The following is a 25259-nucleotide window of genomic DNA, read 5'->3' as shown; positions in this document are numbered from 1 at the left end:
AATCCCATGTCGATCACTGACAACCTCAAGCGCCTGCTCGCGCCGCGTCACCTGGCGTTCGTGGGCGGGCGCAGCATGGCGCGGGCGCTCAAGCGCTGCGCCGAGGGCGGTTTTGCCGGCCCGATGTGGCTGGTCAACCCGCAGCACAGCAGCCTGGAAGGCATTCCTTGCGTGGCGTCGATTGCCGAACTGCCGTGCGCACCGGACGGGGTGTTCATCGCCACCCACCGCGAGCATACGCTGAGCTGCGTCGCTGAACTGGCCGCCAGGGGCGCGGGCGGGGCGATCTGTTATGCCTCCGGGTTCGCCGAAATCGGCGAGTCAGGGGCGGCGCTGCAACAGCAGCTGTTGCAGGCCGCTGGCGACATGGCGCTGCTGGGTCCCAACTGCTACGGCCTGCTCGACTACCTGCACAACGTCGCCCTGTGGCCGGTGGCCCATGGTGGCAAGACGGTTGAGAAGGGCGTCGCGATCCTGACCCAGAGCGGCAACTTCGCCTACAACCTGTCGATGAGCGACCGTTCGCTGCCGCTGGCCTACATGGCGTCGGTGGGCAATCAGGCGCAACTGGGGGTGGCCGAGCTGATGGATGCCTTGCTCGACGAGCCCCGGGTCACCGCCATCGGCGTGCATCTGGAAGGGCTGAAGAACGTGCCCGGCTTTGCCCGCGTCGCGCACAAGGCACTGGAAAAAGGCATCCCGGTGATTGCCCTGAAAACCGGCGTATCGCAAATCGGCGCCGAGTTGGCGCTCAGCCACACCAGCTCGCTGGCCGGTTCCGACGCGCTGTACGACAGCCTGTTCGAGCGCCTCGGGGTGATCCGCGTCAGCGGCCCGGTGAGTTTTGTCGAAACCCTCAAGGCCGCAGCCTGCGGCCGATTGCCGGAGGGTCCGAGCCTGATCGCGCTGGCCTGCTCCGGTGGCGATGCGGGACTGATCGCCGACTACGCCGAACGCAATCACCTGGCCTTGCCCAAACTCGCGGCCCATCAGCGTGATGAGTTGGCGCAGGTATTGCCCGGCTACGCCAACCTGGTCAACCCGCTGGACTTCACGACGGCGATCTGGGGGGACCGCGAGGCCCTGGGAAACATGCTCGATACGGTCCTGCGTACCCCGGCTGATGCGGCGTTGCTGGTGCTCGACTATCCCGCCGAATTCACCGGCGAACGCAAGGAATGCGACCTGCTGCTGGAGCTGTTTTGCGAAGGGCTGCAAAGGCACGGCAAGACCGGTTTTGTCACCTCGGCGTTCCCCGAACTGCTGCCGGCCAGTGCCCGCGAGCGCTTGCATGCCCGTGGCATTGCAGCGCTGCAAGGGGTCGAGGACGGGCTGGCCGCCTGGGCACGCATCGCCCATTACCGCGCGCGCCGCGATGCCGTGCTCGAGGGTGGCGAATCGGCGCTGGCGCTGATCTGTCCGCCAGCGTCGCCCGGGGAGGGAGAATGCCTGGATGAGTGGCAATCGAAACAAGCCTTGCGCCCGTTCGGCCTGCCGTTGCCCGATGCGCGCCTGTGCCGCCCCGAACAGGCCCTGGAGCAGGCGCGCAGCCTCGGTTATCCGCTGGTGCTCAAGGTGGTCAGCGCCGACCTGCCGCACAAGACCGAAGCCGGTGGCGTCGCCCTCAACCTCAAGGACGAGCACGCGTTGAGTTGCGCGCTCGAGCGCATGCGCAACGACTTGGCGCAGCGGGCACCGACCCTGGTCTTCGATCAGGTCCTGCTCGAGCGCATGGCGCCACCGCCGCTGGCGGAACTGATCGTCGGCATCAAGCGCGAAACCGGCTTCGGCCTGGCGCTGGTAATCGGCGCCGGCGGGATTCTGGTCGAGCTGCTCAAGGACAGTCGCAGCCTGTTGTTGCCCACCACCGATCAGGCCATTCACGACGCGCTCCTGGGGTTGCGTTGCGCGCCGATGTTCAGCGGTTTTCGTGGCGGCCCGGCGGTGGATATGCCGGCGCTGGTGCGGGCGATCCGGGCGGTGGCGGATTACGCCGTCGAGAATGCCGAGCGCTTGCTGGAGCTGGATGTGAACCCTTTGCTGGTCAATGCCGAAGGCGCGGTGGCGGTGGATGCGCTGATCCGCCTGGCCTGATGTACGACCCTGAAATCGATTGCCAAAAGGCGGCCCCCATGAATGTACTGATGCTCCACGCCCACCCCGAACCGCAGTCCTTCACCAGCGCGTTGCGCGATCAGGCGGTACAGACCCTGGAGGCTCAGGGTCACACTGTGCAGGTCTCCGATCTGTACGCGATGAACTGGAACCCGGTGGCTAGCGCCGAAGACTTTTCCGAGCGGGACAACCCCGACTATCTGGTGTACGCCCTTGAACAGCGGCTGAGCGTCAAGCGCCAGAGCCTGGCCCCGGACATCCAGCAGGAACTGGACAAGCTGCTGTGGGCCGACCTGCTGATTCTGAATTTTCCGATCTACTGGTTCTCCGTGCCGGCCATCCTCAAGGGCTGGATCGACCGGGTGCTGGTGTCCGGCGTCTGTTACGGCGGCAAGCGCTTCTACGATCAGGGCGGCCTGGCGGGCAAGAAGGCACTGGTCACCGTGACCCTCGGCGGGCGCGAGCACATGTTCGGCGACGGCGCGATCCACGGGCCACTGGAAGACATGCTGCGTCCGCTGCTGCGCGGCACGCTGGCGTACGTCGGCCTGGACGTCCTGCCGCCGTTTGTGGCCTGGCACGTGCCCTACATCAGCGCCGCAGCGCGCGAGCAGTTTCTGGTCGATTACCATCGGCGCCTGACACATCTGGAACAGGATTCGCCGCTGGTTTTCCCGCGCCTGGCGCAGTTCGACGAGGCGTTGTATCCCCTGCGCTGACGCAATGCTGTACCGTCAGGCATCGAATTTCTGAAGGGCTGGAACACTATGGCTGAGGAAGCGCGTTTCCTGCGCATGGACCCCGAATTGCGCAAGGCCAATCTGGTGGCCGCGACGCTGACGTGTCTGAAAAAGTACGGTTTTGTCGGCACCTCGATCCGCAAGATCTGCGCCGAGGCCGGGGTGTCGGTGGGGTTGATCAGCCATCACTACGCTGGCAAGGATGAACTGGTGGCCGACGCCTACCTGCACATCACCGGGCAGGTGATGAGCCTGTTGCGCGAGTCGGTGGCGAATGCGGGCGACGGTGCACGCCAGCATCTGTCGGCGTTCTTCGAGGCGTCGTTCTCCCCGCGCATGCTCGACCCGGAACTGCTCGAAGCCTGGCTGGCGTTCTGGGGTGCGGTGAAAACCGCCGATGCGATCAACCGCGCCCACGATCATTCCTATGGCGAGTACCGCACGATCATGGGAGACGCTTTACGCCTGTTGGCACAGGAGGAGGGCTGGGACGCCTTCGACAGCGGCCTGGCGGCCATCGGCCTGAGCGCCTTGCTCGACGGCTTGTGGCTGGAATGCGGGCTCAACCCCAGTACGTTCACCCCGGCCCAGGGTGTGCAGATTTGCGAGGCATGGGTCGATGGCCTGCAAATGGGCGGTTATCGACGCTTCGTCCAGGCGTGATCGTTTCTTGTTGATCGAGTGTTCAGCAAGCGCTAGAGTGCAGACACTGCTTCGCAAAATTCCAAAAAAATACGAACAGGAGCCAGGTCATGACGGGGTGTGTGCTGATTGCGAGTGACGATCCGCAGGTCCACCAACCGTTGCGGATGAGCCTCGACCCGCACGGGTTCGAGGTCCACGTGGCGGGTTCGGTCGATCAGGCCGAAGCGTGCCTCGATGGGGCCACGGTCGGGCTGGTGCTGCTCGACGCGCAGTGGCCGGACGCCCTGGCCCTGACGCGCCAGTGGCGTGAGCGTTCCGAGGTCGGGATCATCCTGGTGGGCGGTGACGGCGAACGCCTCGCGGCGCTGGAAGGTGGCGCCGACGATTACCTGATCCATCCCGTGCTCCCTCGCGAACTGGTGGCCCGCGCCCGCAACCTGCTGCGTCGTGTGCAGCCGACACGGCCGCTCATCCAGCCCGACTCACACCTCAAGCGTTTTGCCGGCTGGACCCTCGACACCGATCGTCGGCGCCTGCAGGCCGGTGACGGTCGCGAAACCCTGCTCAGCCACGGCGAGTTCCAGTTGCTCAATCTGTTCATGCACAACAGTGGGCTGACCTTGAGCCGCGACCAGTTGATGGAGCAGTTGCGCAACCGCGAATGGCTGCCCAACGATCGTTCCATCGATGTGCTGGTCGGACGCCTGCGGCGCAAGCTGCATGACAACCCGGCCGAACCCGAGTTGATCATCACCATCCATGGGGCGGGGTACCTGTTCACTGCCGCCGCGTCCTTGGCCGCCTGAATGTTCGAAGATGTAACAGGCGGCGCCCGGCAGTGCCGCTTTTTGTTCTAAAACTCTTTTAAATCAATGAATTGATTGCCATTCGTGAGGTTTTTTCGCGACACAGGAAAAGATTGCCTCACTGTTGAACGAGTGTTTAATATCGACGCATCTTCCACCTCAACAGAACAATAAGACGAGGGCTGGCATGAGTTCACAATCGACCCGGCAAGCTTCATCCACGACCCTCACTGGCGGCCAGGCCCTGGTGCGTCTGCTGGCCAACTACGGGGTCGATACCGTGTTCGGCATTCCCGGTGTGCACACCCTTGAGCTGTATCGCGGCTTGCCCGGCAGCGGCATCCGCCATGTGCTGACCCGTCATGAGCAGGGTGCCGGGTTCATGGCCGACGGCTACGCGCGGATCAGCGGCAAACCGGGGGTGTGCTTCGTCATCACCGGCCCTGGCGTCACCAACGCGGCGACGGCCATCGGTCAAGCCTACGCCGACTCGATCCCGATGCTGGTGATCTCCAGCGTCAACCACACCGCCAGCCTTGGCAAAGGCTGGGGGTGCCTGCACGAAACCCAGGATCAACGGGCAATCACGGCACCCATCACCGCGTTTTCGGCGGTGGCCTTGAGCACCGACGATCTGCCCGAGCTGATCGCCCGTGCCTTTGCCGTGTTCGACAGTGAACGGCCACGGCCGGTGCATATTTCCGTGCCGCTGGACGTGTTGTCCGGGGCGATCAGCCGTGACTGGAGCGGCGAGGTGGTGCGTCGTCCCGGGCGCGGCCTGCCCGCTGCCCAAGTGCTGGATGAGGCGGCGCGACGCCTGCAGGGCAGCCAGCGGCCGATGATCATCGCCGGCGGCGGGGCATTGGCGGCGGGTGCCGAATTGCAGGTCCTGAGCGAACGCCTGGGCGCACCGCTGTTTACCAGCGTCGCCGGCAAAGGCCTGGCGTCGGGCGCGCCATTGCAGGCCGGCGCGAGTCTGTGTGTTCAACCGGGTTGGGAGCTGATCGCGCAAGCCGACGTGGTGCTGGCGGTCGGCACGGAAATGGCCGACACCGATTACTGGCGCGAGCGACTGCCGTTGAGCGGGGAGGTGATCCGTATCGACATCGATCCGCGCAAGTTCAACGATTTCTACCCCTGTGCCGTCGCCTTGCAGGGCGACGCGCAACAGACCCTGGGGGCCTTGCTGACGCGACTGCCCGACACCGCGCGCGAATCCCGCGCAGCGGCCGACGCGGTAGCCCGTCTGAAAGACGCCGTGCGAGCCGGCCACGGTGAACTGCAAGCGTTGCACCAGCGCATTCTCGACCGCATCGCCGCCGCGGTGCCCGCCGATACGTTCATCAGCAGCGATATGACCCAACTGGCCTACACCGGCAACTATGCGTTTGCCAGCCGGGGCATCCGCAGCTGGTTGCACCCCACCGGCTACGGCACCCTCGGTTATGGCCTGCCCGCCGGTATCGGCGCCAAGTTCGGCGCACCGCAGCGACCCGGCCTGGTGCTGGTGGGGGACGGCGGCTTCCTTTACACCGTGCAGGAACTGGCCACCGCCGTCGAAGAGCTGGACAGCCCGCTGGTGGTGCTGCTGTGGAACAACGACGCACTGGGGCAGATCCGCGACGACATGCTCAGCCTCGATATCGAGCCGGTCGGCGTGTTGCCCCGCAACCCCGATTTTGCACTGCTGGCCCGAGCTTTCGGTTGCACCGTTTACGAGCCGCAGAGCCTCGATGCACTGGAGCGCGACCTGTGCCGTGGTTTTGCCCAGGCCGGCGTGACCCTGATCGAGCTCAGGCACGCCTGCGCGCTGATGTAACTGCAAGAGCGAGCTTGCTCGCCAGATACCTGCGGACAACGCGGGCACTCAGGCGACCGGCGTCATCATTGACGACCATTCGCAGGCCAGCTCGCGCCTGCAGGGAATCTACGTTTTCCCAGTAAAACGGCTCGACTGTCGTGAAAACGACCTGTTTACGCTGAACGCGAACACGCCGGACTTTTCTGTTGAACGAGTGTTCAGCTTCGACTATGTTGGCTCCACCACCCCCCGGTTGGTTGCGGGCTTGCGTTTCTTCCCTTCGAACGAGGCACTGGCATGCGGTTTTCACCCTTTGTTGAGCGGATTGCAGGCGATGGCGTTGCCGCCTGGGATATTCACAACGCGGCGTACGAAGCCAAGCGCCGGGGCGAGGATGTGATCATCCTCAGCGTGGGCGACCCGGATTTCCCCACCCCCGATTTCATCACCGAGGCGGCGGTCCAGGCGTTGCGCGAAGGCGACACCCACTACACCGAGATCGCGGGTCGCCAGGCGCTGCGCGAGGCCATTGCCGAGCGCTACGGCAAGCTGTTCGACCGTGAGTTGCAAGCGTCCAACGTGATCATCGTCGCCGGTGCGCAGAACGCATTGTTCGCCACGTCGATGTGCCTGCTCAACGCGGGCGACGAGGTGATTGCCCTTGACCCGATGTACGTGACCTATGAGGCGACGCTCAAGGCCTCCGGCGCCACCCTGGTGCGGGTGCCGTGTTCGGCGGATGCCGGTTTCCGGCTTGACGCCGCCGTGCTCGCCACGGCCATCACCCCGCGCACCCGCGCCATTTTCCTGTCCAACCCCAACAACCCCACCGGCGTGGTGCTGAGCCGCGAAGAGCTGCAGGGCATCGCCGACCTCGCCATCGCCCATGACCTGTGGGTGGTGGTGGACGAGGTGTACGAGAGCCTGGCGTTCGAGCGCGAACACGTGAGCCTGGCGGCGTTGCCCGGGATGGCGGAACGCTGCGTGGTGATCGGCAGCCTGTCGAAATCCCATGCGATGACCGGCTGGCGCACGGGCTGGATCGTGGCCGACCAAGCCCTGGTGGCCCACGCCGAAAACCTGGTGCTGAGCATGCTCTACGGCTTGCCGGGATTCGTCATGGAAGCCGCGCTGAAGGCCGTGCAGGCCCATGACGAAGTCACCCACGGCATGCGTGACATCTATCGCCACCGGCGTGATCTGGTTGTGGCCGGGCTGGCGGATTGTCCGGGCATTTCGGTGCTGACTCCCGATGCCGGCATGTTCGTGCTGATCGACGTGCGCGCCACCGGGCTGACCTCGCTGGAGTTCGCCTGGCGTCTGTTGCGCGAGGCCAGGGTCTCGGTGCTGGACGCGGCGGCGTTCGGTGAGCCCTCGCAGGGGTTTGTCCGGCTCTCGTTCACCCTGGGTGAAGAGCGCCTGGCGCAGGCCTGCCAGCGCATTCGCGATTTCGTCCGCGTGCTGCACGGCGAGGCGCCGCGACCGCGCCTCGCTTCGGTGACCCACAGTGCAGCGGCGGCTGAGCCGGCGGTGGCCAGGACCATGATCGAAGTCGACCAGTTGCACAAACGCTTCGGCAATATCGAGGTGCTCAAAGGGGTTTCGCTGACGGCGCGTGAAGGCGATGTGATCTCGCTGATCGGCGCCAGCGGCTCGGGCAAAAGTACCTTGCTGCGTTGCATCAACATGCTCGAAGTGCCCGACCAGGGGCGCATTCTGGTGGATGGCGAGAGCATTCAACTCAACCACACACGCCCCGGTGCACCGCTGGTGTCCGACACCCGGCAATTGGTGCGGATCCGCTCGAGCCTGGGCATGGTGTTCCAGAACTTCAACCTCTGGCCCCATCGCACCGTGCTGGAAAACCTCATCGAAGCACCCACCCAGGTCCTGCGCGAGAGCCGTGCCGAAGCCACTGAGCGGGCCGAAGCCTTGCTGGAACGCGTCGGTCTTTCGGCCAAGCGCAACGAGTACCCGGCGTTTCTCTCCGGCGGACAGCAGCAGCGAGTGGCCATCGCCCGCGCCCTGGCCATGCGGCCCAAAGTCATGTTGTTCGATGAGCCCACTTCGGCGCTCGACCCGGAACTGGTCGGTGAAGTGCTGCGGGTCATCCGCTCCCTCGCGGAGGAGGGCCGGACCATGATCCTGGTCACGCACGAGATGGCGTTTGCCCGCGACGTGTCGAGCAAAATCGCCTATCTGCACCAGGGGTTGATCGAGGAAACCGGTTCGCCGGATGAAGTGTTCGTACACCCACGCAGTGAACGTTGCCGACAGTTCGTCAACGCTCATCAAACTCGCTAACGCATCATGAAAAGACGGGGAAACATCATGGGAAATCGACGTTTGGCAAACTGGTTGACCGGCGTGGCCTGCGTAATGCTGGCCGGCATGAGTGCGGCGCAGGCCCAGCCGATCAGGTTCGCGGTCGCGGCCGAACCCTATCCGCCGTACACCGAGAAACAGGCCAACGGTGAGTGGAAAGGCTTCGAAGTGGACCTGATCCACAAGTTGTGCAGCGAAATGAAAGCCGAGTGCGAGATCAAGGAAGTGGCGTGGGACGGGATCATCCCGTCGTTGCTGGCGAAGAAGATCGACGTGATTTTCTCCTCGATGTCGGTGACCGAGGAACGTGAGAAGCAGATCGCCTTCAGCAAGGCGTACTACGACTCGGTGATTGCGATTGTCGGGCCGAAAGAGGCGTCGGTGAAAAAGTATCCGGATGACCTCAAGGGCAAGACCATCGGGGTGCAGAACTCGACGGTCAGCGCCAGTTACCTGAAGACGTACTACGAGAAAATCGCCGACGTTAAGTACTACGACACTCAGGATTCGGCCAACGCCGACCTGATCGCCGGACGCATCGACCTGATGATGGCGGACGGCACGGCGATGGCGGCTTTCGTCAAGACGCCGGATGCAAAGGACCTGGCCTACCTCGGCGCCGTGCCCTACGACCCGATCTTCGGCAAGGGCGTGGGTGCCGGCCTGCGCAAGGATGACGCCGAGCTCAAGGCGCGGCTCGACAAGGCGATCACCGCCCTGCTGGCCAGCAAGGACTACGACGACCTCTCCGAGCACTACTTCGGTACCAGTGTGAAGCCTGCATTCTGAGGGTGTTCCCCTGTGGGTACGAGCCTGCTCGCAATGCGCAGTGTCCATGACCGAGCGCCATCGCGAGCAGACTCGCGCCCACAGGTGGGGCCTTTACCCATGGGATTAGCGGCAGACATCCGATTCATCAACGGAGACTGAAATGCCAGCCATGTTCGAGTTGATCAATTTCACTGAAACAGGGTGGGGCGGGGCGCTGTTGCGGGGGTTGTGGATGACCCTGCAGATCTCCGCCGGTGCCTTTGTGCTCGGGCTGCTGATCGGCCTGGTCGTGGCCTGCCTGAAGTTGCACGGCCCACGGCCCGTCGCTGCACTGTTTCGCGGCTACACCACGCTGTTCCGTGCGGTTCCGGAGTTGCTGCTGATTCTGTTGCTGTATTACGTCGGCTCAATGCTGATCAACTCGTTGATGGCCAGGTTGGGTTACGGCGCGGTCAACGTCAGCGGTCCGCTGGCGGCCATCGTTGTGCTGGGCCTGGTGCAGGGCGCCTATGCCTCGGAGATTTTCCGCGCGGCGATCCAGGCGATTCCCTATGGTCAGATCGAGGCGGCGAAAGCTTTCGGGCTGCATGGTTTCGCCCTGTTCCGCCGGGTCACGCTGCCGATCATGGCGCCCTACGCCATGGCGGGCATGGCCAACCTGTGGATCAACCTGATCAAGGACAGCGCGCTGATCAGCGTGGTCGGCACCAACGAACTGTTGTACACCGCCAAGCAGGGCGCGGGTTCGACGCGTCATTACCTGTTGTTCTACCTCACGGCTGCGGCGATGTACTACGCGGTGACGCTGGTGTCCAACTACCTGTCGGGACGGCTTGAGCGACGCATTCGTCGCTGGATGCCTTTGGTCGAGTGATTGAAATGATTCCAGCGTGGATAGTCGAATACGCGGAGCTGTTGAGCCGTGGCCTGCAAACCACCGTGACCCTGTTGCTGCTATCCAGCGTGTTCGGCTTCCTGCTGGCCATCCTGGTTGCACTGGCGCGGATCTCGAAATACAAAGTGATCGCCCGGACCAGCCTGTTCTACACCAGCGTGTTCCGTGGCACACCGTTGCTGATCCAGATCTACATCTTCTACTACGGGCTCGGCAGCCTGTTCGCGCAGTTCCCGTTGATTCGCGGCAGCTTTCTGTGGCCCTACCTGCGTGACGGTTACTGGTACATCGTGCTTGCCCTGGTGCTGTCGATGGGCGCCTACGTCGGCGAGGTAATTCGCGGCGGCCTGCTGGCGGTGCCCAAGGGCGAAATGGAAGCGGCCTCGGCCTTTGGCATGACGTCGCGCCAGTCGCTGTTGCGCGTGCGCCTGCCGCGTGCCATGCGCCTGCTGTTGCCAACGCTGGCCGGTGAAACAGTGATGCTGCTCAAGTCCACGGCACTGGCCTCGACCATCGCGGTGATCGATCTGCTGGGCGCCGCCAACGTGGTCCGTGCGCAAACCCTGCAAGTGTACGAACCGTTGCTGCTGGTGGCCGGCGTGTACGTGTGCCTGACCTTCCTGATCGAGGCATTGTTCGCCTTCGTCGAGCGACGCGGCACCCCCGTGCGCAGGTCCGCCTGATGTCCGCGCCAGGCCGTGTCGACCGCTCGTTGCAGGGCATTGGCCTGTGCACCCTGGGCTACGCGTTTCTGGCATTGCAGGATGCCGCCATCAAGTGGCTGGTGGCCGACTATTCGGTGGTCAGCATATTGTTCTGGCGCAGTCTGGTGGTGGTCACTGTCTGCCTGCTGGTCGGCCGTCTGCAACTGGTACGCCGCGCCTGGCGTTCGCCGAGCCGGCGGTTGCTGGTGGTCCGGGGGTTGTTGTCGCTGGTGGCTTGGGTGCTGTACTACACGGCCGCCCGTGACCTGACCCTGGCCGAAATGACCACGCTGTATTTTTCCGCGCCGATCATCGTCACGGTGCTGGCAACGGTGATCCTCAAGGAGCGGGCCAGCGCCTGGCAGTGGTTGAGCCTGGTGATCGGTTTCGTCGGGGTGATCATCGCGTGCCGCCCAAGCCACATGACCGACCCGCTGCCCATCGTACTGACGCTGCTGGCGGCGCTGTGCTGGGCGTTCACCTACATCCAGTTGCGACAGGTGGATGACCGGACCTCGGTGCTGGAGCAATTACTGATCACCAACGTGGTGTTCGTCCTGTGCATGACGATCGCCTTGCCCTGGACCCACACGCCGGTGCCGACCCCGGCGTGGCTGGGCATGCTCGGCGCCGGGCTGGTGGGGGGCATCGGCCAGTTCCTGGTGTTCGCCAGTTTCCAGCGGGCGACGGCGACCGTGCTGGCGCCGTTCGAGTACACCGGGCTGATCTGGGCGTTTCTGCTGTCGAGCCTGATCTGGGGCACCCTGATGGATGGGTCGCTGATCATCGGTGCCGCACTGATCGCGGTCAGTGGCACCCTGGCGATGATCTTCGGGCGGCACCCGTCACAGGACGTCGTCGGTGCCGAATGCTCCGTGACGCAGCCCCTTTACCCAGCAACGGCTGATGTGCAGGCCGTTGGCGGGGCTGAAGGTGTCGGGGTTGAGGCACCACTCGAGCCAGAGTCCGTCGAGCATCGCCGATAGGCCGATGGCGGCCAGGCGTGTGTCGTGGATCACGAAGCCTTCGCTGGCGGCCAGGTCGTCGAGCAGGCTGCGCAGCAGATCGAGGTAGGCGCGGTAGCTTTTTTCGTGGGACTGGCTGACGTCGTCCGAGTGACGGATCAGGCTCCAGAACACGACCCAGACGCCGAGCAGTTTCGGGTCCATGACCCTGGGGGAAAAGGAGCCGACGAGGAAGGTGTCCATTTTTTCCGCCGGCGTGCCGGCCTGCTGGATTTCCTGGCGCAGGGCGCTGGTCAGTTCACTGGCGAGCTTGTGGTAGGTGTCGGCGATCAAGGCGTCGATGCTGCCGAAATGATGATTCAGCAGGCCGACAGACACGCCGGCTTCGGTGGCGATGCGCCGCACGGAAATCCCGGCGTGGCCGTCGCGGGCCAGGCAGCGCAGGGTCGCGGCCACCAGCAGTTCACGGCGCTCGTCGGGTTCAACGCGACGGTATTTGGGGGCGTCAGTAGTCACATCGAATTCCTTGGGTGCGATGTTGCCGAGCTTAGTTGAGCGCTCGTTCAATAGCCAGCGTTGGCAGCAGTGGTTTTCAATGATCGGGAGCGGGCAGATGGCGCAGGATATTTCGTTCGAGGTTCACAACAATAATGGCGATCCGGTGCGGGTCGGGGCCTGGCGATTCAGCGGTAATGGCAGCGGACCGGCGGTGCATTTGCAGGCCGGGGTACATGCCGATGAGATTGCCGGGATGCTGGTGTTGCACCGGTTGATGCAGCGGCTTGCCGTCGCCGAGGCCGATGGCCGTCTTCGCGGTCGGGTGACGGTCGTGCCACAGGCCAATCCATTGGGCATCGGCCAGTTTCGCCAGGGACGGATTCTGGGGCGTTTCCATGACGCCACCGGGCACAACTTCAATCGCGGCTTCGATCAGTCGGCCGCCATGGCCCGGCCTTCGACCAATGTCCAGGCCTGGCAGAAAAGCCTCGTGCAACTGGCTGCCGATGCCGAGGTGGTGCTTGACCTGCACACCGATGACGAAGCATTGCCTTACCTCTACGTGCATCGGCGCTTCGGCACGCGCGGGCGGACGCTGGCGGCGGCAATGAAGATGGACTTGGCAATCCTCTGGGATGAGGGCGGCGATGGCTCCTTCGAGGAAACCCTCATCGCCCCCTGGCTGCGGGACGGCGTCAGTGAGCGGCACATGGCCGCGACTCTGGAACTGCGCGGGCAGGGCGACGTCAACGACCGCTTTGCCGAGCAGGACGCCGACGGCCTGTATGCCTGGCTGTGCCATTGCGGGGTGATCGATGCGCCGTCAACGGTGGCCGACTGGCCCGTCGAAGTCAGGGAAATGGGGCAGATGGAAACCCTGCTCGCGCCGCAGCCGGGCGTGCTGATCTTTGAGAGGGAACTGGGTGATTTTGTCGAAGAAGGGCAGCGCTTTGCGCGCATTCTCGGACGACCGGGCGACCCGTCTTCCGAGGTGGTGCTGTATGCCGAGCAGGCCGGCAGAATGGTCACGCGCTACCGGGACCGCCTGGTGGCCCAGGGCATGGTGGTGGCGAAATTCACCGGCAACCGGATGTCGCGCAACTGGAGCGGGGGATTGCTCGACCCCAACTGAGGGTCGAGCACGCCGGGTGCTAGAACGAGCAGACCGCGCCCTGGAACACCACGCGACCAAACTGCGCGTTGTCGTCCAGTGGCGTCACGGCCAGCAATTGATCCAGGCGGATCTCCTGCGGGCCGTCAGCGCTTTCAACGCAGAGAAACTCTTCCTTGTCGCTGGAGGTGCGCGTGGTCAGCGCCTTGGCCGTCAGGCTTGCGCCATCGATCAACTCCACCTGCAGGCGATAACCGCGCAGACAGGCGATTTCCAGGTAGTCGTGCAGATCACAATCCAAGGGCTGATACGCGTTCATCTCGTTACTCCTGGCAACCTTGCAGTTTGATGATGAAGTGCCCCTGGCGGCTGATCGCCTCGGACACCACGGGGTTGGTCGGTTCAACGTGACAGAACCGGCATTCGTTCAGGGAGATATCCTCGTCCTGAACGCCTTGCTCCTCCAGGAACCGGCGTGCGTAGGTTTTGGCCAGTTCGCTGTCGTTGCTGTCGATCAGGACATCGAAGTGTAGATAACGACCGTCTTTGGTGCGCACGTGGGTGTCGAATACTTTGACGTTCATCATTGGCTCTCCTTCAGTTTCCAGGTGCCGGGCAGGGACAGGTCGCCCGAGGCAATGTCGTAGACGCTGCTGACGTACAGCAGCGGGTCGTGCAGGTCGGCGTTGACCTTCAGCGCGGCAGTGACGCCGTCGTAGTTGAAGCTTTCAGGAAAGCCCACCGCTGCCAGTGGCACGCGAATCTGCGCGGCGTTGTCGGCGACGCTCAGGCGGTAGCCGGGGGAGTCGATGTAGATCGGCGCACCGGGCCAGGTGGCTGGCAGTTTCGGCTTGGCGTCCTTGGGAATGTCGCGCACTTTCAGGCCGCCAGGCCCGCAGCTTTCGTCCTTGGTCAGGACCACCCAGTGGGAATGCCAGAGGCCGCCGTCGTTGTCTTTTTTGCCGTCGTTGTTTTCGTCCAGTTGCGGGGTGTCATCGAAATCCGGGTGCGAGGTCAGCGCCAGCGCCAGGATGCCCGACTTGGCCTCGAAGCCGACCACCGAACTGTCCAGGCTGGTCGGCCAGACGTAACTGTAAACCTCGGCACCGGCGAAAGAGCCTTGGGCGGAGGGCACACGGCTACCGGCCTTGCCGTCGACCAGTTGCTCGAACACCAGGTCGTTGCCTTGCTTGAAGACGCGTGTGTGCACCAGGTCGAACGCTGCGTCGGTCTTGCTCTTGTCGCTGTGAATGCCCTCCGGGCCGTGTGCCCATGCCTGTGAAGCGAGCAGGGTGCCGAGGGTCAGTGCCAGTACGGTTTTCATGGAGCCTCCGGTTGAATGGGTGAAAAAGTAGTTTCGAATCGACACGTAAAAGCCTACTGCAAAGCCGGGCTTTGTCAATACGGTTTTTATCCGATACTATTTATCGAGCTCATTGATCAGGAACTGCCCGTGCTATTCGATCTGTTGGAAAGGCTGTCGAGCCTGACCCGCGTCTGGTTCCGCGAACACCCGAAACTGACGGATTTGCAGCCGATTCAGTTGAGTGCGCTGTTGTACCTGGGGCGCTGCAACCGATACTCCAACACTCCATTGGCGGTCACCGAATACCTGGGGCTGACCAAGGGCACGGTCTCGCAATCGCTCAAGGCCCTGGAAAGCAAGGGCCTGCTGGTCAAGACCCAGGACACGAAAGACAAGCGCAGCGTGCACCTGCAACTGACGGCGCCCGCCCGGGCGCTGCTCGACGCGGTGATGCCGCCAGACTTCCTGGTCGCGGCCGCCCAGCGCATGGGAACACGCTCGGAGGATCTGGAAGGGCTGCTGCTGGAATTGCTGAGAAACATCCAGCGAGGGGAAAACGTCCCGAGCTTCGGCCTGTGCCGCAGCTGTCGCTTTCATCAGCAAAGGGAGGATGGAGCCTTCTGCGGCCTGACCCAGGAACCGCTGGAGTCACTGGAAACCGGGTTGATCTGTCGCGAGCACGTCGTGCCCGAGACCTCTGACGCGTGATCCCTCTGAAACGCTGAAATTGTCCTATTAAGATCTCATCGTGTCTGCTATGGATCTTATGATTGCGACTCAACACCGCTAGTATCGCCTCGTGCAAAACACTCGGCGAAGTATTGGCAGCGTCTTTGAACGTCGTTTGCCGAACGTGAAAGTGCGCCTTGGAAAAGGCCGCCGGGTTTTGCATAAACCGTCTCGCTCTTAATAAAAATAAAAGAGAGTTCATATGCGATATTGCGCCCGGGTCACTCAACACGCTGTTTCGAGCTCATTCAAATGTCTATTGTTGGGCGGTGCGCTGATGCCGCTTGCCTCGATGGCCGAGGGCCTCGTCGATGATGCGCAGGTCAGCGCCAACTTCAGAAACTACTACATCAACCGCAACTTCACCGAACGCAACTACCCGCAAGCGAAGGCCGAGGAATGGACGCAGAGTGTGATCATCGATGCGCGATCCGGGTTTACCTCGGGAGCAGTCGGGTTCGGCGTCGACGCCCTGGGTCTTTATTCGCAAAAGCTCGATGGCGGCAGGGGCACCACCAACACGCAGCTCTTGCCAGTGCATGCCGATGGGCGACCGGCGGATGACTTCGGACGCCTGGCGGTCGCCGCGAAAGTGCGCTTCGCCAGGACCCAGGCGCGCATTGGTGAATGGGCCGTTGCGCTGCCGGTGATTCGCTCGGATGACGGCCGATCACTCCCGCAAACATTTCGCGGTGCACAAATCACTTCGAAAGACCTGGACAACTTCACGTTCTACGGCGGGCAGTTTCGTGGAAACAGTCCACGCAATGACGCGAGTATGGAGCGGATGTCGATGTTCAATCGGCCGGACGCAACGTCCGATCGCTTCAACTTTGCCGGCGTGGAATATGCGTTCAATGACAAACGGACCCAGGTCGGCGCGTGGTACGCACAGTTGGAGGATATCTATCATCAGCGCTATTTCAATCTGACCCACACACAACCCGTGGGGCAATGGGTGTTAGGCGCGAACCTCGGTTATTTCAGCGGCGAGGACGACGGCAAGAAACTGGCAGGTGCACTCGATAACAAAACCTGGTCCGCCTTGTTGTCCGCACGTTTTCAGGCCAGTACGTTTTATCTGGGCCTGCAAAAAGTGCAAGGCGATAACTGGATGCGCCTCAACGGCACCAGCGGTGCAACACTGGCGAACGATAGTTTCAGTAACAGTTATGACTTCGCCAATGAGCGCTCCTGGCAAATTCGCCATGACTTCGATTTCGCCGGATTGGGCATGCCGGGGCTGACCCTGATGAACCGTTACATTAACGGCTCCGATGTCCACAGCGGTGGTGTCACCGATGGCAGGGAGTGGGGGCGGGAATCCGAATTGACGTATGTCGTACAAGGCGGCACCCTGAAAAACCTGTCCATCCGCTGGCGCAACTCGGTGATAAAACGCGATTTCAGTCTGGCGGACTTCAACGAAAACCGGTTGATCGTCAGTTACCCGCTGTCCATTCTCTGAGGCGTCAAGGGTGATGGATCGACCGCGCGACCATCACCCTCATCCCTGGCGGTAGTCCCGAGTGGTTTTGCCGGTCCAGCGCTTGAAGGCGCGACGAAAGTTGGTCGGCTCCGAGAACCCCAGCAGCAGCGCAATATCGTCCGTGCTCATGATCGTGGTCTTGAGGTATTCGATGGCCAGCGAACACCTGACGTCATCGGTAATGGCCACGAACGAGGTGCCCTCGTCCTGCAATTTACGTCGCAGGTTGCGGGTGGTCATGTGCAGTTTTTCCGCCACGGTTTCCATGTCCGGAAACGCGCCCGGTGTTTGCATCATCATCTGATACACCTCGCCGGAGATGCCCGACGACACTTTCGCCTGGCCGATCAGGCGATCACAGGTTTCCTGCAGCACCGTCGCTGTCAGCCGATGGGCCAGATGGGGCTTTTGCTCGAGAATCGAACTGTCGTAGTGCAGCTCGCATTGATCGTGGTCGAAGACACACGGGCAGCCCAGGTATTGTTCGTAAAGGCTGGCGTGTGCCGGCGCGGCGTAGGAAAAACAGGCTTTGGTCGGCGGACAGCTTCTGCCGAACACGTCCTGCAGGTGGGTGACGTGTTGGGTGAATTGCTGTTCGATCAGAAACCGTTTGATTTCCATCGAAGGCACCGGGTTGGACGCATCGGGAAAGGTCCATACGGCCTCGTTCTCATACTCGTGCCATTCGATCGTCAAGGTCGGCGTGGCGAGGGAGTGGTATTTCACCCCGAGCCGGAAATAGTCGCGCAATGACAGACAGGACATCAGTGCATAGCCATACATGCCATAGGCCGACAGATGGAGGCGCGAGCCGGTCTTGAAGGGGGTGGCGGGGTCTGTGGACAGCGACACCGCGTTACTGCAGACCGCCGCGTATTGCCGCACCGAAGTCAGTGCGGTCGCGTCATAGATTGCTTCCTCAGCGACGCCGCTGCCTTTGAGGCTGTCCGCCGGGGCGATGCCTTGTTCACTTAACACCTCCACCAGCGCCGCGATCTTGTAGGGCGCGTAGATACGCTCATTGAACAGGGGCATTTTCAGCGCCATCGGTTAACTCCTGAAGGTGTCCCTTAGGGATTCATTGGTGTCCGTTAAGGATCTTACTATCGCCCGGTAAATTCAATAAGCTCGTCTCACGAAAGGCGGCTGCGAACATCCGTCGATAACCATAACAATTCGGATTACCCCATGAGTTCAGTCAACCGCAAAGTCATTATTTCGTGCGCAATCACCGGCGCCACGCACACCCCCTCGATGTCCGAATACTTGCCGCTGACGCCGGCCCAGATCCAGCAACAGTCAATCGAGGCGGCTGAGGCGGGTGCGGCGGTGCTGCACCTGCATGCGCGTGATCCTCTGGATGGACGGCCGACGCCGGACCCGACCGTGTTCAGCCAGTTCGTCCCGGCCATTGCCCAGGCCACGGACGCGATCATCAACATCACCACCGGTGGCAGTACACGTATGACGCTGGCGCAGAGGCTTGCCTACCCGCTGATGGCCAAGCCCGAGCTGTGCTCGCTGAACATGGGATCGATGAATTTCTCGATCCACCCGATTGCCCGCAAGATCTCGACCTGGCGCCATGACTGGGAAAAGGAACACATCGAAGGGATGGAAGACGTGGTGTTCAAGAACACGTTCAAGGACATCCGCGACATCATGCTGGAACTCGGTGAGTACGGTACCCGCTTCGAGTTTGAATGCTACGACGTGGGCCACCTCTACAACCTGGCGTATTTCGTCGAACAGGGGCTGGTCAAACCCCCATTTTTCATCCAGTCGTGCTTTGGCATTCTGGGTGGCCTGGGCGCCGACCCGGAGAACCTGAGCATCATGCGTGCGACGGCCGACCGTCTGTTTGGCCGAGAAAACTATCAGTTCTCCATTCTCGGGGCAGGGCGGCATCAACTGCCGTTCGTGACCATGGGCGCGATCATGGGCGGCAATGTGCGCGTAGGCCTGGAGGACAGCATCTACCTGGCCAAAGGTGTGAAAGCCAAGACCAACGCCGAGCAAGTGCGCAAAGTGCGCCACATCCTTGAAGAGTTGTCGTACGAGATCGCCACGCCGCAAGAGGCCCGACAAATGCTCGGCCTCAAAGGCAGAGACAATGTCCACCTGTAGACCCGCTGCTTGAACTTCCAGAAAAATAAAAACAAGAGGCTTCACCATGACGATCATGCAAAACACCGAGGAGCTGCACTGGCTGGCCACCCGCCGGGCGATGACACGGCTCATTCCGTTGATGTGCGCCATTTACTTCATGTCCTATCTGGACCGAACCAACGTCGCCTTGGCCAAGGCTGCCCTCAACGCCGACCTGGGCATCAGTGCCGCGGCCTATGGTCTGGGCGCAGGCATTTTCTTCCTCGGTTATGCACTGCTGGAAGTGCCTAGCAACCTGTTGGCCCACCGCATCGGGCCGCGTCGCTGGATTGCGCGGATCGCAGTCACCTGGGGCGCGTTGTCCTCGGCCATGATGTTCGTCCAGGGCGAATGGTCGTTCTATCTGCTTCGGGTCTTGCTGGGCATTGCCGAGGCCGGCCTGTTTCCTGCGCTCATGTACATGGTGACGCTGTGGTTTGCGCCCAAGGATCGTGCGATTGCCATCGGCTGGATTTACCTCGCGCCGGCGCTGGCCCTGGTGATCGGCAATCCGATTGGCGGCGCGCTGATGAAAATGGACGGTATCGGCGGGCTGCATGGCTGGCAATGGATGTTCCTGCTCGAAGGCCTGCCCAGCATCATTGTCGGGGTGATCCTGTGGTTCAAGTTGCCGGAACGGCCACGTGACGCACGTTGGTTGAGCGCGGCACAAGCGCAGAGCCTGGAGGCACATGCCTTGCTCCCCGGTCATGCGGACTCGCACGAGTACTCCGGGCATTGGGTCAAGGCGTTGAAGCGCCCGACAACGGTGCTGATCGGCCTGATCTACTTCTTGAACCAGGTGGCGTTCGTCGGGCTGGTGTTCTTCACGCCGTCGATCATCCAGCAGATGCACATCACGTCGCCACTGACTGTTGGCCTGCTGTCGAGCAGCGTTGGCATCGGCTTTCTGGCCGGGGTCCTGGTGCTTCCCCGAATCCACCGAAAGATTGCCAGGGACTGCTACTGCCTGGGAGTGTTCACTGCCTGCCTGATCGCCAGCTCGGTGGCGTTTACCTTGATTGATGAGGCGTGGTTGCGGATCGTACTGTTTACCGCCACCGCGTTTTTCGCCGGAGGCGTGCTGCCGATCTACTGGGCTATCGCCATGAAACGGCTCCAGGGGATTCAGGCTGCGGCCGGGTTGGCGTTCATCAACACCATCGGCTTGCTCGGTGGATTTGCCGGGCCTTACCTGTTCGGGCTTGCAGAGAAAGCCTCGGGGCTGAGCTCATCGGGTTTCTACGTGATTGTCGGTGCCGCGATACTGGGGTTGCTGCTGGTGCCGCTGCTGGCCTCGGCGATCCGTCATGAAGTCAGTCCGGCGGCCGAGCGGGTCACGCAATAAGAGGAGAAGGGCATGAAGATTGTCGATCTGCTGGCGCCGCCGGCAAACCTGAAAGTGGTCATCACCGGTGGAGCCGCAGGCATTGGTGCCGTGATCGCCCGCGCGTTTCATGAGGTCGGTGCACAGGTCTACGTCTGCGACATCAACGCCAGCGCGGTTGAGCGGATGAAGCTTGAATTTCCCGGCCTGCACGGTGGCGTGGTGGATGTCGGGATCAAACAACAGGTCGATCGGGTCATGGACGAAGCGATTTCCCTTTTGGGCGGGCTCGATGTGCTGGTCAACAACGCCGGCATCGCCGGGCCGACCGGGAACATCGAAGCGCTGGACAGCGATGCCTGGGAGCAGACGGTGGCGACCAACCTGAACAGCCAGTATTTCTTCCTGAGCAAAGCGGTGCCTTGGCTGAAGAAATCCAGGCAGAACCCCCACATCATTGCCATGTCATCCGTGGCGGGCCGGCTCGGGTATCCGTTCAGGACACCGTACGCGTCCACCAAATGGGCGATAGTCGGGTTGATGAAATCCCTGGCGGGTGAACTGGGGCCTGACAACATCCGGGTCAACGCCATCTTGCCGGGGGTGGTGGAAGGCGAGCGCATGGATCGGGTCATCGACGCCAGGGCCCAGGCGCTGGGCATCGATTTTGACAGCATGCGCGAGCAGTACCTGGAGAAAATCTCGTTGCGCCGGATGGTCACCATGGAGGATGTCGCCGCGATGGCGCTGTTCCTGTCCTCGCGGGCAGCGGTGAACATCACCGGCCAGGCCATCAGTGTCGACGGGAATGTCGAGTATCTGTAAAGCAAGTCTGCGGTTTCATTGGCCTGACTCGGCCCTGCAGGAGCGGGAAAACCCGCTCCCACAGTGGCCTTGTGTCTGAATCGCTAAGACCCCCAACCCTCTCGCACCGCCGTGCGAATCGCTTCCAGCAACATCGCGAACGCCGGGTTGTCGTTGTTTTCCCGCCAGATCAGGTGCAGCTCGCTCTGCACGCCTTCGCCCAGGTCGATGTCGCGAAACACCACATTCTTGAACACCACACTGCTGGCGCAGCGCGGCACCAGGGCCAGGCCCATGCCGGCGTTGACCAGTGCCAGGATCGTCAGCGACGAACCGAGCCATTGCACGTACTCCGGGGCCACGCGGGCCGAGCGCAGCATGCCGGTCAGCAGTTCGTTGAACGGCGGGTAGGCGGCGTGGGAGTACATCAGGAAGGGTTGCCCATCGAGGTCGCTGACCGAGACCGTGTCGGCGCTGGCCAACCGGTGACGGCTGGGCACCGCCAGCACGAAGGGTTCGCGCACCAGGCATTCGGTGGCGTAACCGGGTTCGAGCAGGGGCGCACGCACGATGCCCAGGTCGATGCGACGTGCGCGCAATGCTTCGTGCTGCTGGTAAGTGTTCATTTCCGCCAGATCGATTTTGACCTGGGGCTGCTTGAGGCGCGCCTCGGCGATCACCTTGGGCAGGAATTCGTACACCGCGCTGCCGACAAAACTGATGTTCACCGAGCCGATGTCGCCCTCGGCGAAACGCCGGGCGGTGACGGCGGCCTGTTGCGCACGTTCCAGCAGGTTCTGCGCTTCGACGAAAAACGCCCGGCCGGCGGCGGTCAGCGCCACGCTGCGGGTGCTGCGTGTGAACAGCTCGACGCCCAGGTGATGCTCCAGCAACTGGATCTGCCGGCTGAGCGGCGGTTGGGTCATGTTCAACCGTTCGGCGGCGCGGCGGAAGTTGAGTTCAGTGGCCACCGTGGTGAAGCAGCGCAGTTGCGTCAGTTCGAACATTGATCTAATCCAGGTATCAATCAAGTGCCAAGTTAGATTAGACGGGATCAATCCCGGCGTCCATGATCGACCCGTCCCTAAAAAAACAATGAACGGGAGTCGCCCCTTGAAAACCCTCCAGAGTTCCCCGGACCCGTCGGCGCTGGCCCGCGCGGCGGCCAAGGTGAAACGCCATGTGCTGCCACTGTTCGTGGTGATGTTCATCGTCAATTACATCGACCGGGTCAACATCGGTTTCGTCCGCAGTCACCTGGAAACCGACCTGGGCATCGGCGCTGCGGCCTATGGCCTGGGTGCCGGCTTGTTCTTCATCGGTTACGCCATCTTCGAAGTGCCTTCCAACCTGCTGCTGCAACGCTACGGCGCCCGGGCCTGGCTGACGCGCATCATGTTCACCTGGGGCGCGGCGGCCATGGCCATGGCGTTCGTGCGTGGCGAGACCAGCTTCTATGTGTTGCGCTTCATTCTCGGTGCGGCCGAGGCGGGGTTCTTCCCCGGCATCATTTACTACTTCACCCAATGGCTGCCGTCGACCGAACGTGGCAAGGCCATGGCAATTTTCCTCAGCGGCTCGGCCATCGCCTCGGTGATCTCCGGACCGGTGTCCGGTGCCCTGTTGCACGTCAGCGGTTTGAGCCTGCACGGCTGGCAATGGATGTTCCTGATCGAAGGTTTTGCCTCGATCGTGCTCTGCGGGTTCGTCTGGTTCTGGCTGCAGTCCCATCCGCGTCAGGCGAACTGGTTGAGCGCCGAAGAGAAAGACGCCCTGATTGACGCCATTGCCTCGGAGCAGAAGGCTCGTGAAGCCACGCAGACGGTCAAGCCGTCGATGTTCAGGTTGCTGGCGGACAGACAGATCGCGCTGTTCTGCTTCATCTACTTCTCCATCGCCCTGACCATCTACGGCGCGACTTTCTGGCTGCCGAGCATGATCAAGAAAATGGGCAATCTCGGCGACTTCCAGGTCGGCCTGTTCAACTCGATTCCGTGGATCATTTCCATCGTCGCGATGTATGGCTTCGCGGCCATGGCTGCCCGGTGGAAACACCAGCAGGCCTGGGTCGCCCTGACCCTGGTAATCGCAGCATTCGGCATGTTCATGTCCACCACCGGCGGGCCGGTATTCGCCTTCGTTGCCATCTGTTTTGCCGCGATCGGGTTCAAGGCCGCCTCGGCCTTGTTCTGGCCGATTCCCCAGGGCTACCTCGACGCGCGCATCGCGGCGGCGGTGATCGCCCTGATCAACTCCATCGGCAACCTCGGCGGCTTTGTCGCGCCCGCGACCTTCGGTTTCCTGGAGCAGAAAACCGGCTCCATCGAAGGGGGCCTCTACGGCCTGGCGGCGACGTCGCTGGTCGCGGCCGTGGTGATCTTCTTCGCCCGCACGGCGCCCCGTGGCCCTGCCCACGGTCAACCGACCGCCGCGCCACACACCGCCTTGAATCACCCTGCACTGAAACCTGATCCAAAGGGAGCCGCCTCTTGAAAATCACCCGAGTCACCGTGACCCCCATCGCCTTCCGCGATCCGCCGCTGCTCAATGCCAGCGGGATTCACGAACCCTTTGCACTGCGCTCGATCATCGAAATCGAGAGCGACACCGGCTACATCGGTCTGGGGGAAAGCTACGGCGACGCTCCGGCGCTGGCGATCCAGCAACAATTGCAGTCGCAACTGATCGGCCTCGACCCGTTCGACCTCAATCAACTGCGGCGCATCGTCCAGGCCACCGTGGCGGCGAACAAACCCGCAAGCCTGGCCGGCGCGGAACTGGCGCCGGGTTCCCACGCCAGCAAGGCAGTGAGCAACGCCTATTCGGCGTTCGAAGTGGCGTTCCTGGATTTGCAGGCACATTCGTTGAATGTGCCTCTGGTGGACCTGCTGGGCGGGGCGATTCGCGACGAGATCCCGTTCAGCGCCTACCTGTTTTTCAAGTACGCCGAGCATGTGGATTCCCCCTACAAACCGGACAACTGGGGGGAGGCGCTGAGCGAAGCGCAGATCGTCGCCCAGGCACGGCGGATGATCGAGGCCTACGGTTTCAAGAGCATCAAGCTCAAGGCCGGCACGCTGCCGCCCGAGCATGAAGTGTCGTGCATCAAGGCGCTGAAAAAGGCCTTTCCCGGTTATCCGCTGCGCATCGACCCGAATGGCAATTGGTCGCTGGAAACCTCGATCCGCATGGCCGAACTGCTCGGTGACGACCTGCAATATTACGAAGACCCGACCCCCGGCCTGGACGGCATGGCCGAACTGCACAAGCGCACCGGGCTGCCGCTGGCGACCAACATGGTGGTCACCGATTTCGACGAATTCCGCCGTAGCGTGGCCTTGAACAGCGTGCAGATCGTCCTCGCCGACCACCATTACTGGGGCGGCCTGCGGGACACCCAGGCGCTGGCGAAAATGTGCGAAACCTTTGGCCTTGGTGTGTCGATGCATTCCAACTCGCACCTGGGCATCAGCCTGATGGCCATGGCGCACGTGGCGGCTGCCGTGCCGAACCTGGATTACGCCTGCGACACGCATTACCCGTGGCAGGAACCGGACGAGGAGGTGATCAAGGGCGGCAAGCTGCCGATCGTCGATGGCTGCGTGAAAATCACCCGCGCACCGGGGCTGGGCCTGGAGCTGGATCACGATCAACTGGGCAAGCTGCACGATCAGTACCTGACCTGCGGCATTCGCCAGCGCGACGACGTGAAACAGATGCAGCGCTACAAACCGGAATGGAAGGCGGTCAAACCGCGTTTCTGACGGCCAGCAAGCGCTCTATCTGGGCCAGCTCCCAGGTGCTGAGCAGACTCACCGGATCGGTGCCGTAACGCTGCCAGCTGTCAAACCCGACTTCACGACCGTCCGGGCTCTGGCAATACCGGCAGTTGCGCAGATGATTGCCGTCGACCTCGAGGGTCAGCCGCCAACCCTCGATGTCGACGTGCACCAGGTCGGATCCGCAGCTTTCGACAAGGCGCCGCAACGGGCGCACCTCGAGGGCGGCATCGCGCAGCAATTGATAGATCTCACGGGTGATCAGTGGCGGCACACCGGGTTCTCCGGGAAGGGGCGAATG

General features: G+C 62.5%; 24 protein-coding genes and 1 pseudogene. 18 read left to right on the top strand and 7 right to left on the bottom strand.

Annotation, left to right across the window (positions count from 1 at the left end; translation table 11 throughout):
• Window positions 1–6: 6 nt before the first annotated feature.
• The 10 genes from ACM6IM_RS15225 to ACM6IM_RS15180 all read left to right on the top strand — a co-directional run bounded on the left by ACM6IM_RS15225 (window position 7) and on the right by ACM6IM_RS15180 (window position 11788).
• Window positions 7–2094 carry an acetate--CoA ligase family protein gene (locus ACM6IM_RS15225; protein ID WP_414865582.1) on the top strand — a complete coding sequence of 696 codons (2088 nt, stop codon included), beginning with the start codon at window positions 7–9 and terminating at the stop codon, window positions 2092–2094.
• A gap of 38 nt (window positions 2095–2132) precedes the next feature.
• A complete protein-coding gene (locus tag ACM6IM_RS15220; protein ID WP_414865581.1) occupies window positions 2133–2834 on the top strand; it encodes an NAD(P)H-dependent oxidoreductase in 702 nt (233 codons plus the stop codon).
• 48 nt (window positions 2835–2882) lie between these two features.
• The gene (locus ACM6IM_RS15215) at window positions 2883–3518 is read left to right on the top strand and encodes a TetR family transcriptional regulator C-terminal domain-containing protein (RefSeq protein ID WP_192303782.1); all 636 of its coding nucleotides are present in this window, start codon (window positions 2883–2885) and stop codon (window positions 3516–3518) included.
• A gap of 89 nt (window positions 3519–3607) precedes the next feature.
• On the top strand, window positions 3608–4306 hold the full coding sequence (locus tag ACM6IM_RS15210; protein ID WP_414865580.1) for a winged helix-turn-helix domain-containing protein: 699 nt from the start codon (window positions 3608–3610) through the stop codon (window positions 4304–4306).
• Between the two features lie 187 nt (window positions 4307–4493).
• Entirely contained in the window at window positions 4494–6125 is a 1632-nt protein-coding gene (locus ACM6IM_RS15205) for a 5-guanidino-2-oxopentanoate decarboxylase (protein WP_414865579.1), read from the top strand.
• 279 nt (window positions 6126–6404) lie between these two features.
• Window positions 6405–8411 carry an aminotransferase class I/II-fold pyridoxal phosphate-dependent enzyme gene (locus ACM6IM_RS15200; RefSeq protein ID WP_414865578.1) on the top strand — a complete coding sequence of 669 codons (2007 nt, stop codon included), beginning with the start codon at window positions 6405–6407 and terminating at the stop codon, window positions 8409–8411.
• Window positions 8412–8438: 27 nt separating this feature from the next.
• The gene (locus ACM6IM_RS15195) at window positions 8439–9221 is read left to right on the top strand and encodes a transporter substrate-binding domain-containing protein (RefSeq protein WP_414865577.1); all 783 of its coding nucleotides are present in this window, start codon (window positions 8439–8441) and stop codon (window positions 9219–9221) included.
• 142 nt (window positions 9222–9363) lie between these two features.
• Window positions 9364–10077 carry an ABC transporter permease gene (locus ACM6IM_RS15190; RefSeq protein WP_414865576.1) on the top strand — a complete coding sequence of 238 codons (714 nt, stop codon included), beginning with the start codon at window positions 9364–9366 and terminating at the stop codon, window positions 10075–10077.
• A 5-nt stretch (window positions 10078–10082) separates the two neighbouring features.
• The gene (locus ACM6IM_RS15185) at window positions 10083–10781 is read left to right on the top strand and encodes an ABC transporter permease (protein WP_414865575.1); all 699 of its coding nucleotides are present in this window, start codon (window positions 10083–10085) and stop codon (window positions 10779–10781) included.
• Window positions 10781–11788: a DMT family transporter gene (locus ACM6IM_RS15180; RefSeq protein WP_414865574.1), complete on the top strand. Its 1008-nt coding sequence runs from the start codon at window positions 10781–10783 to the stop codon at window positions 11786–11788. The genes ACM6IM_RS15185 and ACM6IM_RS15180 overlap by 1 nt, the downstream gene beginning before the upstream one ends.
• Here ACM6IM_RS15180 and ACM6IM_RS15175 read toward each other — a convergent pair.
• Window positions 11744–12172 (bottom strand): annotated as a pseudogene (locus ACM6IM_RS15175) (TetR family transcriptional regulator C-terminal domain-containing protein); the annotation flags it as partial. The gene ACM6IM_RS15180 and the pseudogene ACM6IM_RS15175 overlap by 45 nt on opposite strands.
• A 208-nt stretch (window positions 12173–12380) precedes the next feature.
• Here ACM6IM_RS15175 and ACM6IM_RS15170 point away from each other — a divergent pair.
• A complete protein-coding gene (locus ACM6IM_RS15170; protein WP_414865573.1) occupies window positions 12381–13397 on the top strand; it encodes a succinylglutamate desuccinylase/aspartoacylase family protein in 1017 nt (338 codons plus the stop codon).
• A gap of 19 nt (window positions 13398–13416) precedes the next feature.
• Here ACM6IM_RS15170 and ACM6IM_RS15165 read toward each other — a convergent pair whose 3' ends face one another.
• Genes ACM6IM_RS15165 through ACM6IM_RS15155 form a run of 3 tightly spaced genes read right to left on the bottom strand, consistent with a single transcriptional unit; the run spans window position 13417 to window position 14700 of the window.
• Window positions 13417–13695, bottom strand: a complete 279-nt coding sequence (locus tag ACM6IM_RS15165) for a Rho-binding antiterminator (protein ID WP_192303764.1) — start codon at window positions 13693–13695, stop codon at window positions 13417–13419.
• 4 nt (window positions 13696–13699) lie between these two features.
• Window positions 13700–13960, bottom strand: coding sequence for a DUF2024 family protein (locus tag ACM6IM_RS15160; protein ID WP_201190400.1), 261 nt, complete (start codon window positions 13958–13960; stop codon window positions 13700–13702).
• Window positions 13960–14700 (bottom strand): hypothetical protein, encoded by a 741-nt coding sequence (locus ACM6IM_RS15155; protein ID WP_414865572.1) that lies wholly within the window; start codon window positions 14698–14700, stop codon window positions 13960–13962. The genes ACM6IM_RS15160 and ACM6IM_RS15155 overlap by 1 nt, the downstream gene beginning before the upstream one ends.
• Before the next feature lie 129 nt (window positions 14701–14829).
• Here ACM6IM_RS15155 and ACM6IM_RS15150 point away from each other — a divergent pair, with 129 nt between their 5' ends.
• On the top strand, window positions 14830–15390 hold the full coding sequence (locus ACM6IM_RS15150; protein ID WP_414865571.1) for a MarR family winged helix-turn-helix transcriptional regulator: 561 nt from the start codon (window positions 14830–14832) through the stop codon (window positions 15388–15390).
• 298 nt (window positions 15391–15688) lie between these two features.
• Complete coding sequence (locus tag ACM6IM_RS15145) at window positions 15689–16879, top strand: OprD family porin (RefSeq protein ID WP_414865570.1); 1191 nt, start codon at window positions 15689–15691, stop codon at window positions 16877–16879.
• Between the two features lie 39 nt (window positions 16880–16918).
• Here the strand turns inward: ACM6IM_RS15145 and ACM6IM_RS15140 are convergent, their stop codons facing one another.
• Window positions 16919–17947, bottom strand: coding sequence for an AraC family transcriptional regulator (locus ACM6IM_RS15140; protein ID WP_192303754.1), 1029 nt, complete (start codon window positions 17945–17947; stop codon window positions 16919–16921).
• A 141-nt stretch (window positions 17948–18088) separates the two neighbouring features.
• On the opposite strand from ACM6IM_RS15140, the gene ACM6IM_RS15135 reads away from it, so the two are divergent.
• Genes ACM6IM_RS15135 through ACM6IM_RS15125 form a run of 3 tightly spaced genes read left to right on the top strand, consistent with a single transcriptional unit; the run spans window position 18089 to window position 21200 of the window.
• Entirely contained in the window at window positions 18089–19027 is a 939-nt protein-coding gene (locus ACM6IM_RS15135; protein ID WP_414865569.1) for a 3-keto-5-aminohexanoate cleavage protein, read from the top strand.
• Window positions 19028–19073: 46 nt separating this feature from the next.
• Window positions 19074–20396 (top strand): MFS transporter, encoded by a 1323-nt coding sequence (locus ACM6IM_RS15130; protein WP_414865568.1) that lies wholly within the window; start codon window positions 19074–19076, stop codon window positions 20394–20396.
• 12 nt (window positions 20397–20408) lie between these two features.
• Entirely contained in the window at window positions 20409–21200 is a 792-nt protein-coding gene (locus ACM6IM_RS15125) for an SDR family oxidoreductase (protein ID WP_414865567.1), read from the top strand.
• Between the two features lie 83 nt (window positions 21201–21283).
• Here ACM6IM_RS15125 and ACM6IM_RS15120 read toward each other — a convergent pair whose 3' ends face one another.
• On the bottom strand, window positions 21284–22186 hold the full coding sequence (locus ACM6IM_RS15120; RefSeq protein ID WP_371048385.1) for a LysR substrate-binding domain-containing protein: 903 nt from the start codon (window positions 22184–22186) through the stop codon (window positions 21284–21286).
• Between the two features lie 106 nt (window positions 22187–22292).
• On the opposite strand from ACM6IM_RS15120, the gene ACM6IM_RS15115 reads away from it, so the two are divergent.
• Both ACM6IM_RS15115 and ACM6IM_RS15110 read left to right on the top strand, forming a co-directional pair.
• Window positions 22293–23672, top strand: a complete 1380-nt coding sequence (locus ACM6IM_RS15115; RefSeq protein WP_414865566.1) for an MFS transporter — start codon at window positions 22293–22295, stop codon at window positions 23670–23672.
• Complete coding sequence (locus tag ACM6IM_RS15110) at window positions 23669–24943, top strand: glucarate dehydratase family protein (RefSeq protein WP_192303743.1); 1275 nt, start codon at window positions 23669–23671, stop codon at window positions 24941–24943. The genes ACM6IM_RS15115 and ACM6IM_RS15110 overlap by 4 nt, the downstream gene beginning before the upstream one ends.
• Here ACM6IM_RS15110 and ACM6IM_RS15105 read toward each other — a convergent pair.
• A complete protein-coding gene (locus ACM6IM_RS15105; RefSeq protein ID WP_414865565.1) occupies window positions 24927–25232 on the bottom strand; it encodes a hypothetical protein in 306 nt (101 codons plus the stop codon). The two genes, ACM6IM_RS15110 and ACM6IM_RS15105, sit on opposite strands and share 17 nt — an antisense overlap.
• Window positions 25233–25259: the final 27 nt, after the last annotated feature.

Source organism: Pseudomonas sp. IT-P12 (genome assembly GCF_949767465.1).
In the GTDB taxonomy this organism is placed as follows: Bacteria; Pseudomonadota; Gammaproteobacteria; order Pseudomonadales; family Pseudomonadaceae; genus Aquipseudomonas.
Note: the sequence above shows the minus strand (reverse complement) of the source record. Positions and strands in the feature narration are given on the sequence as shown.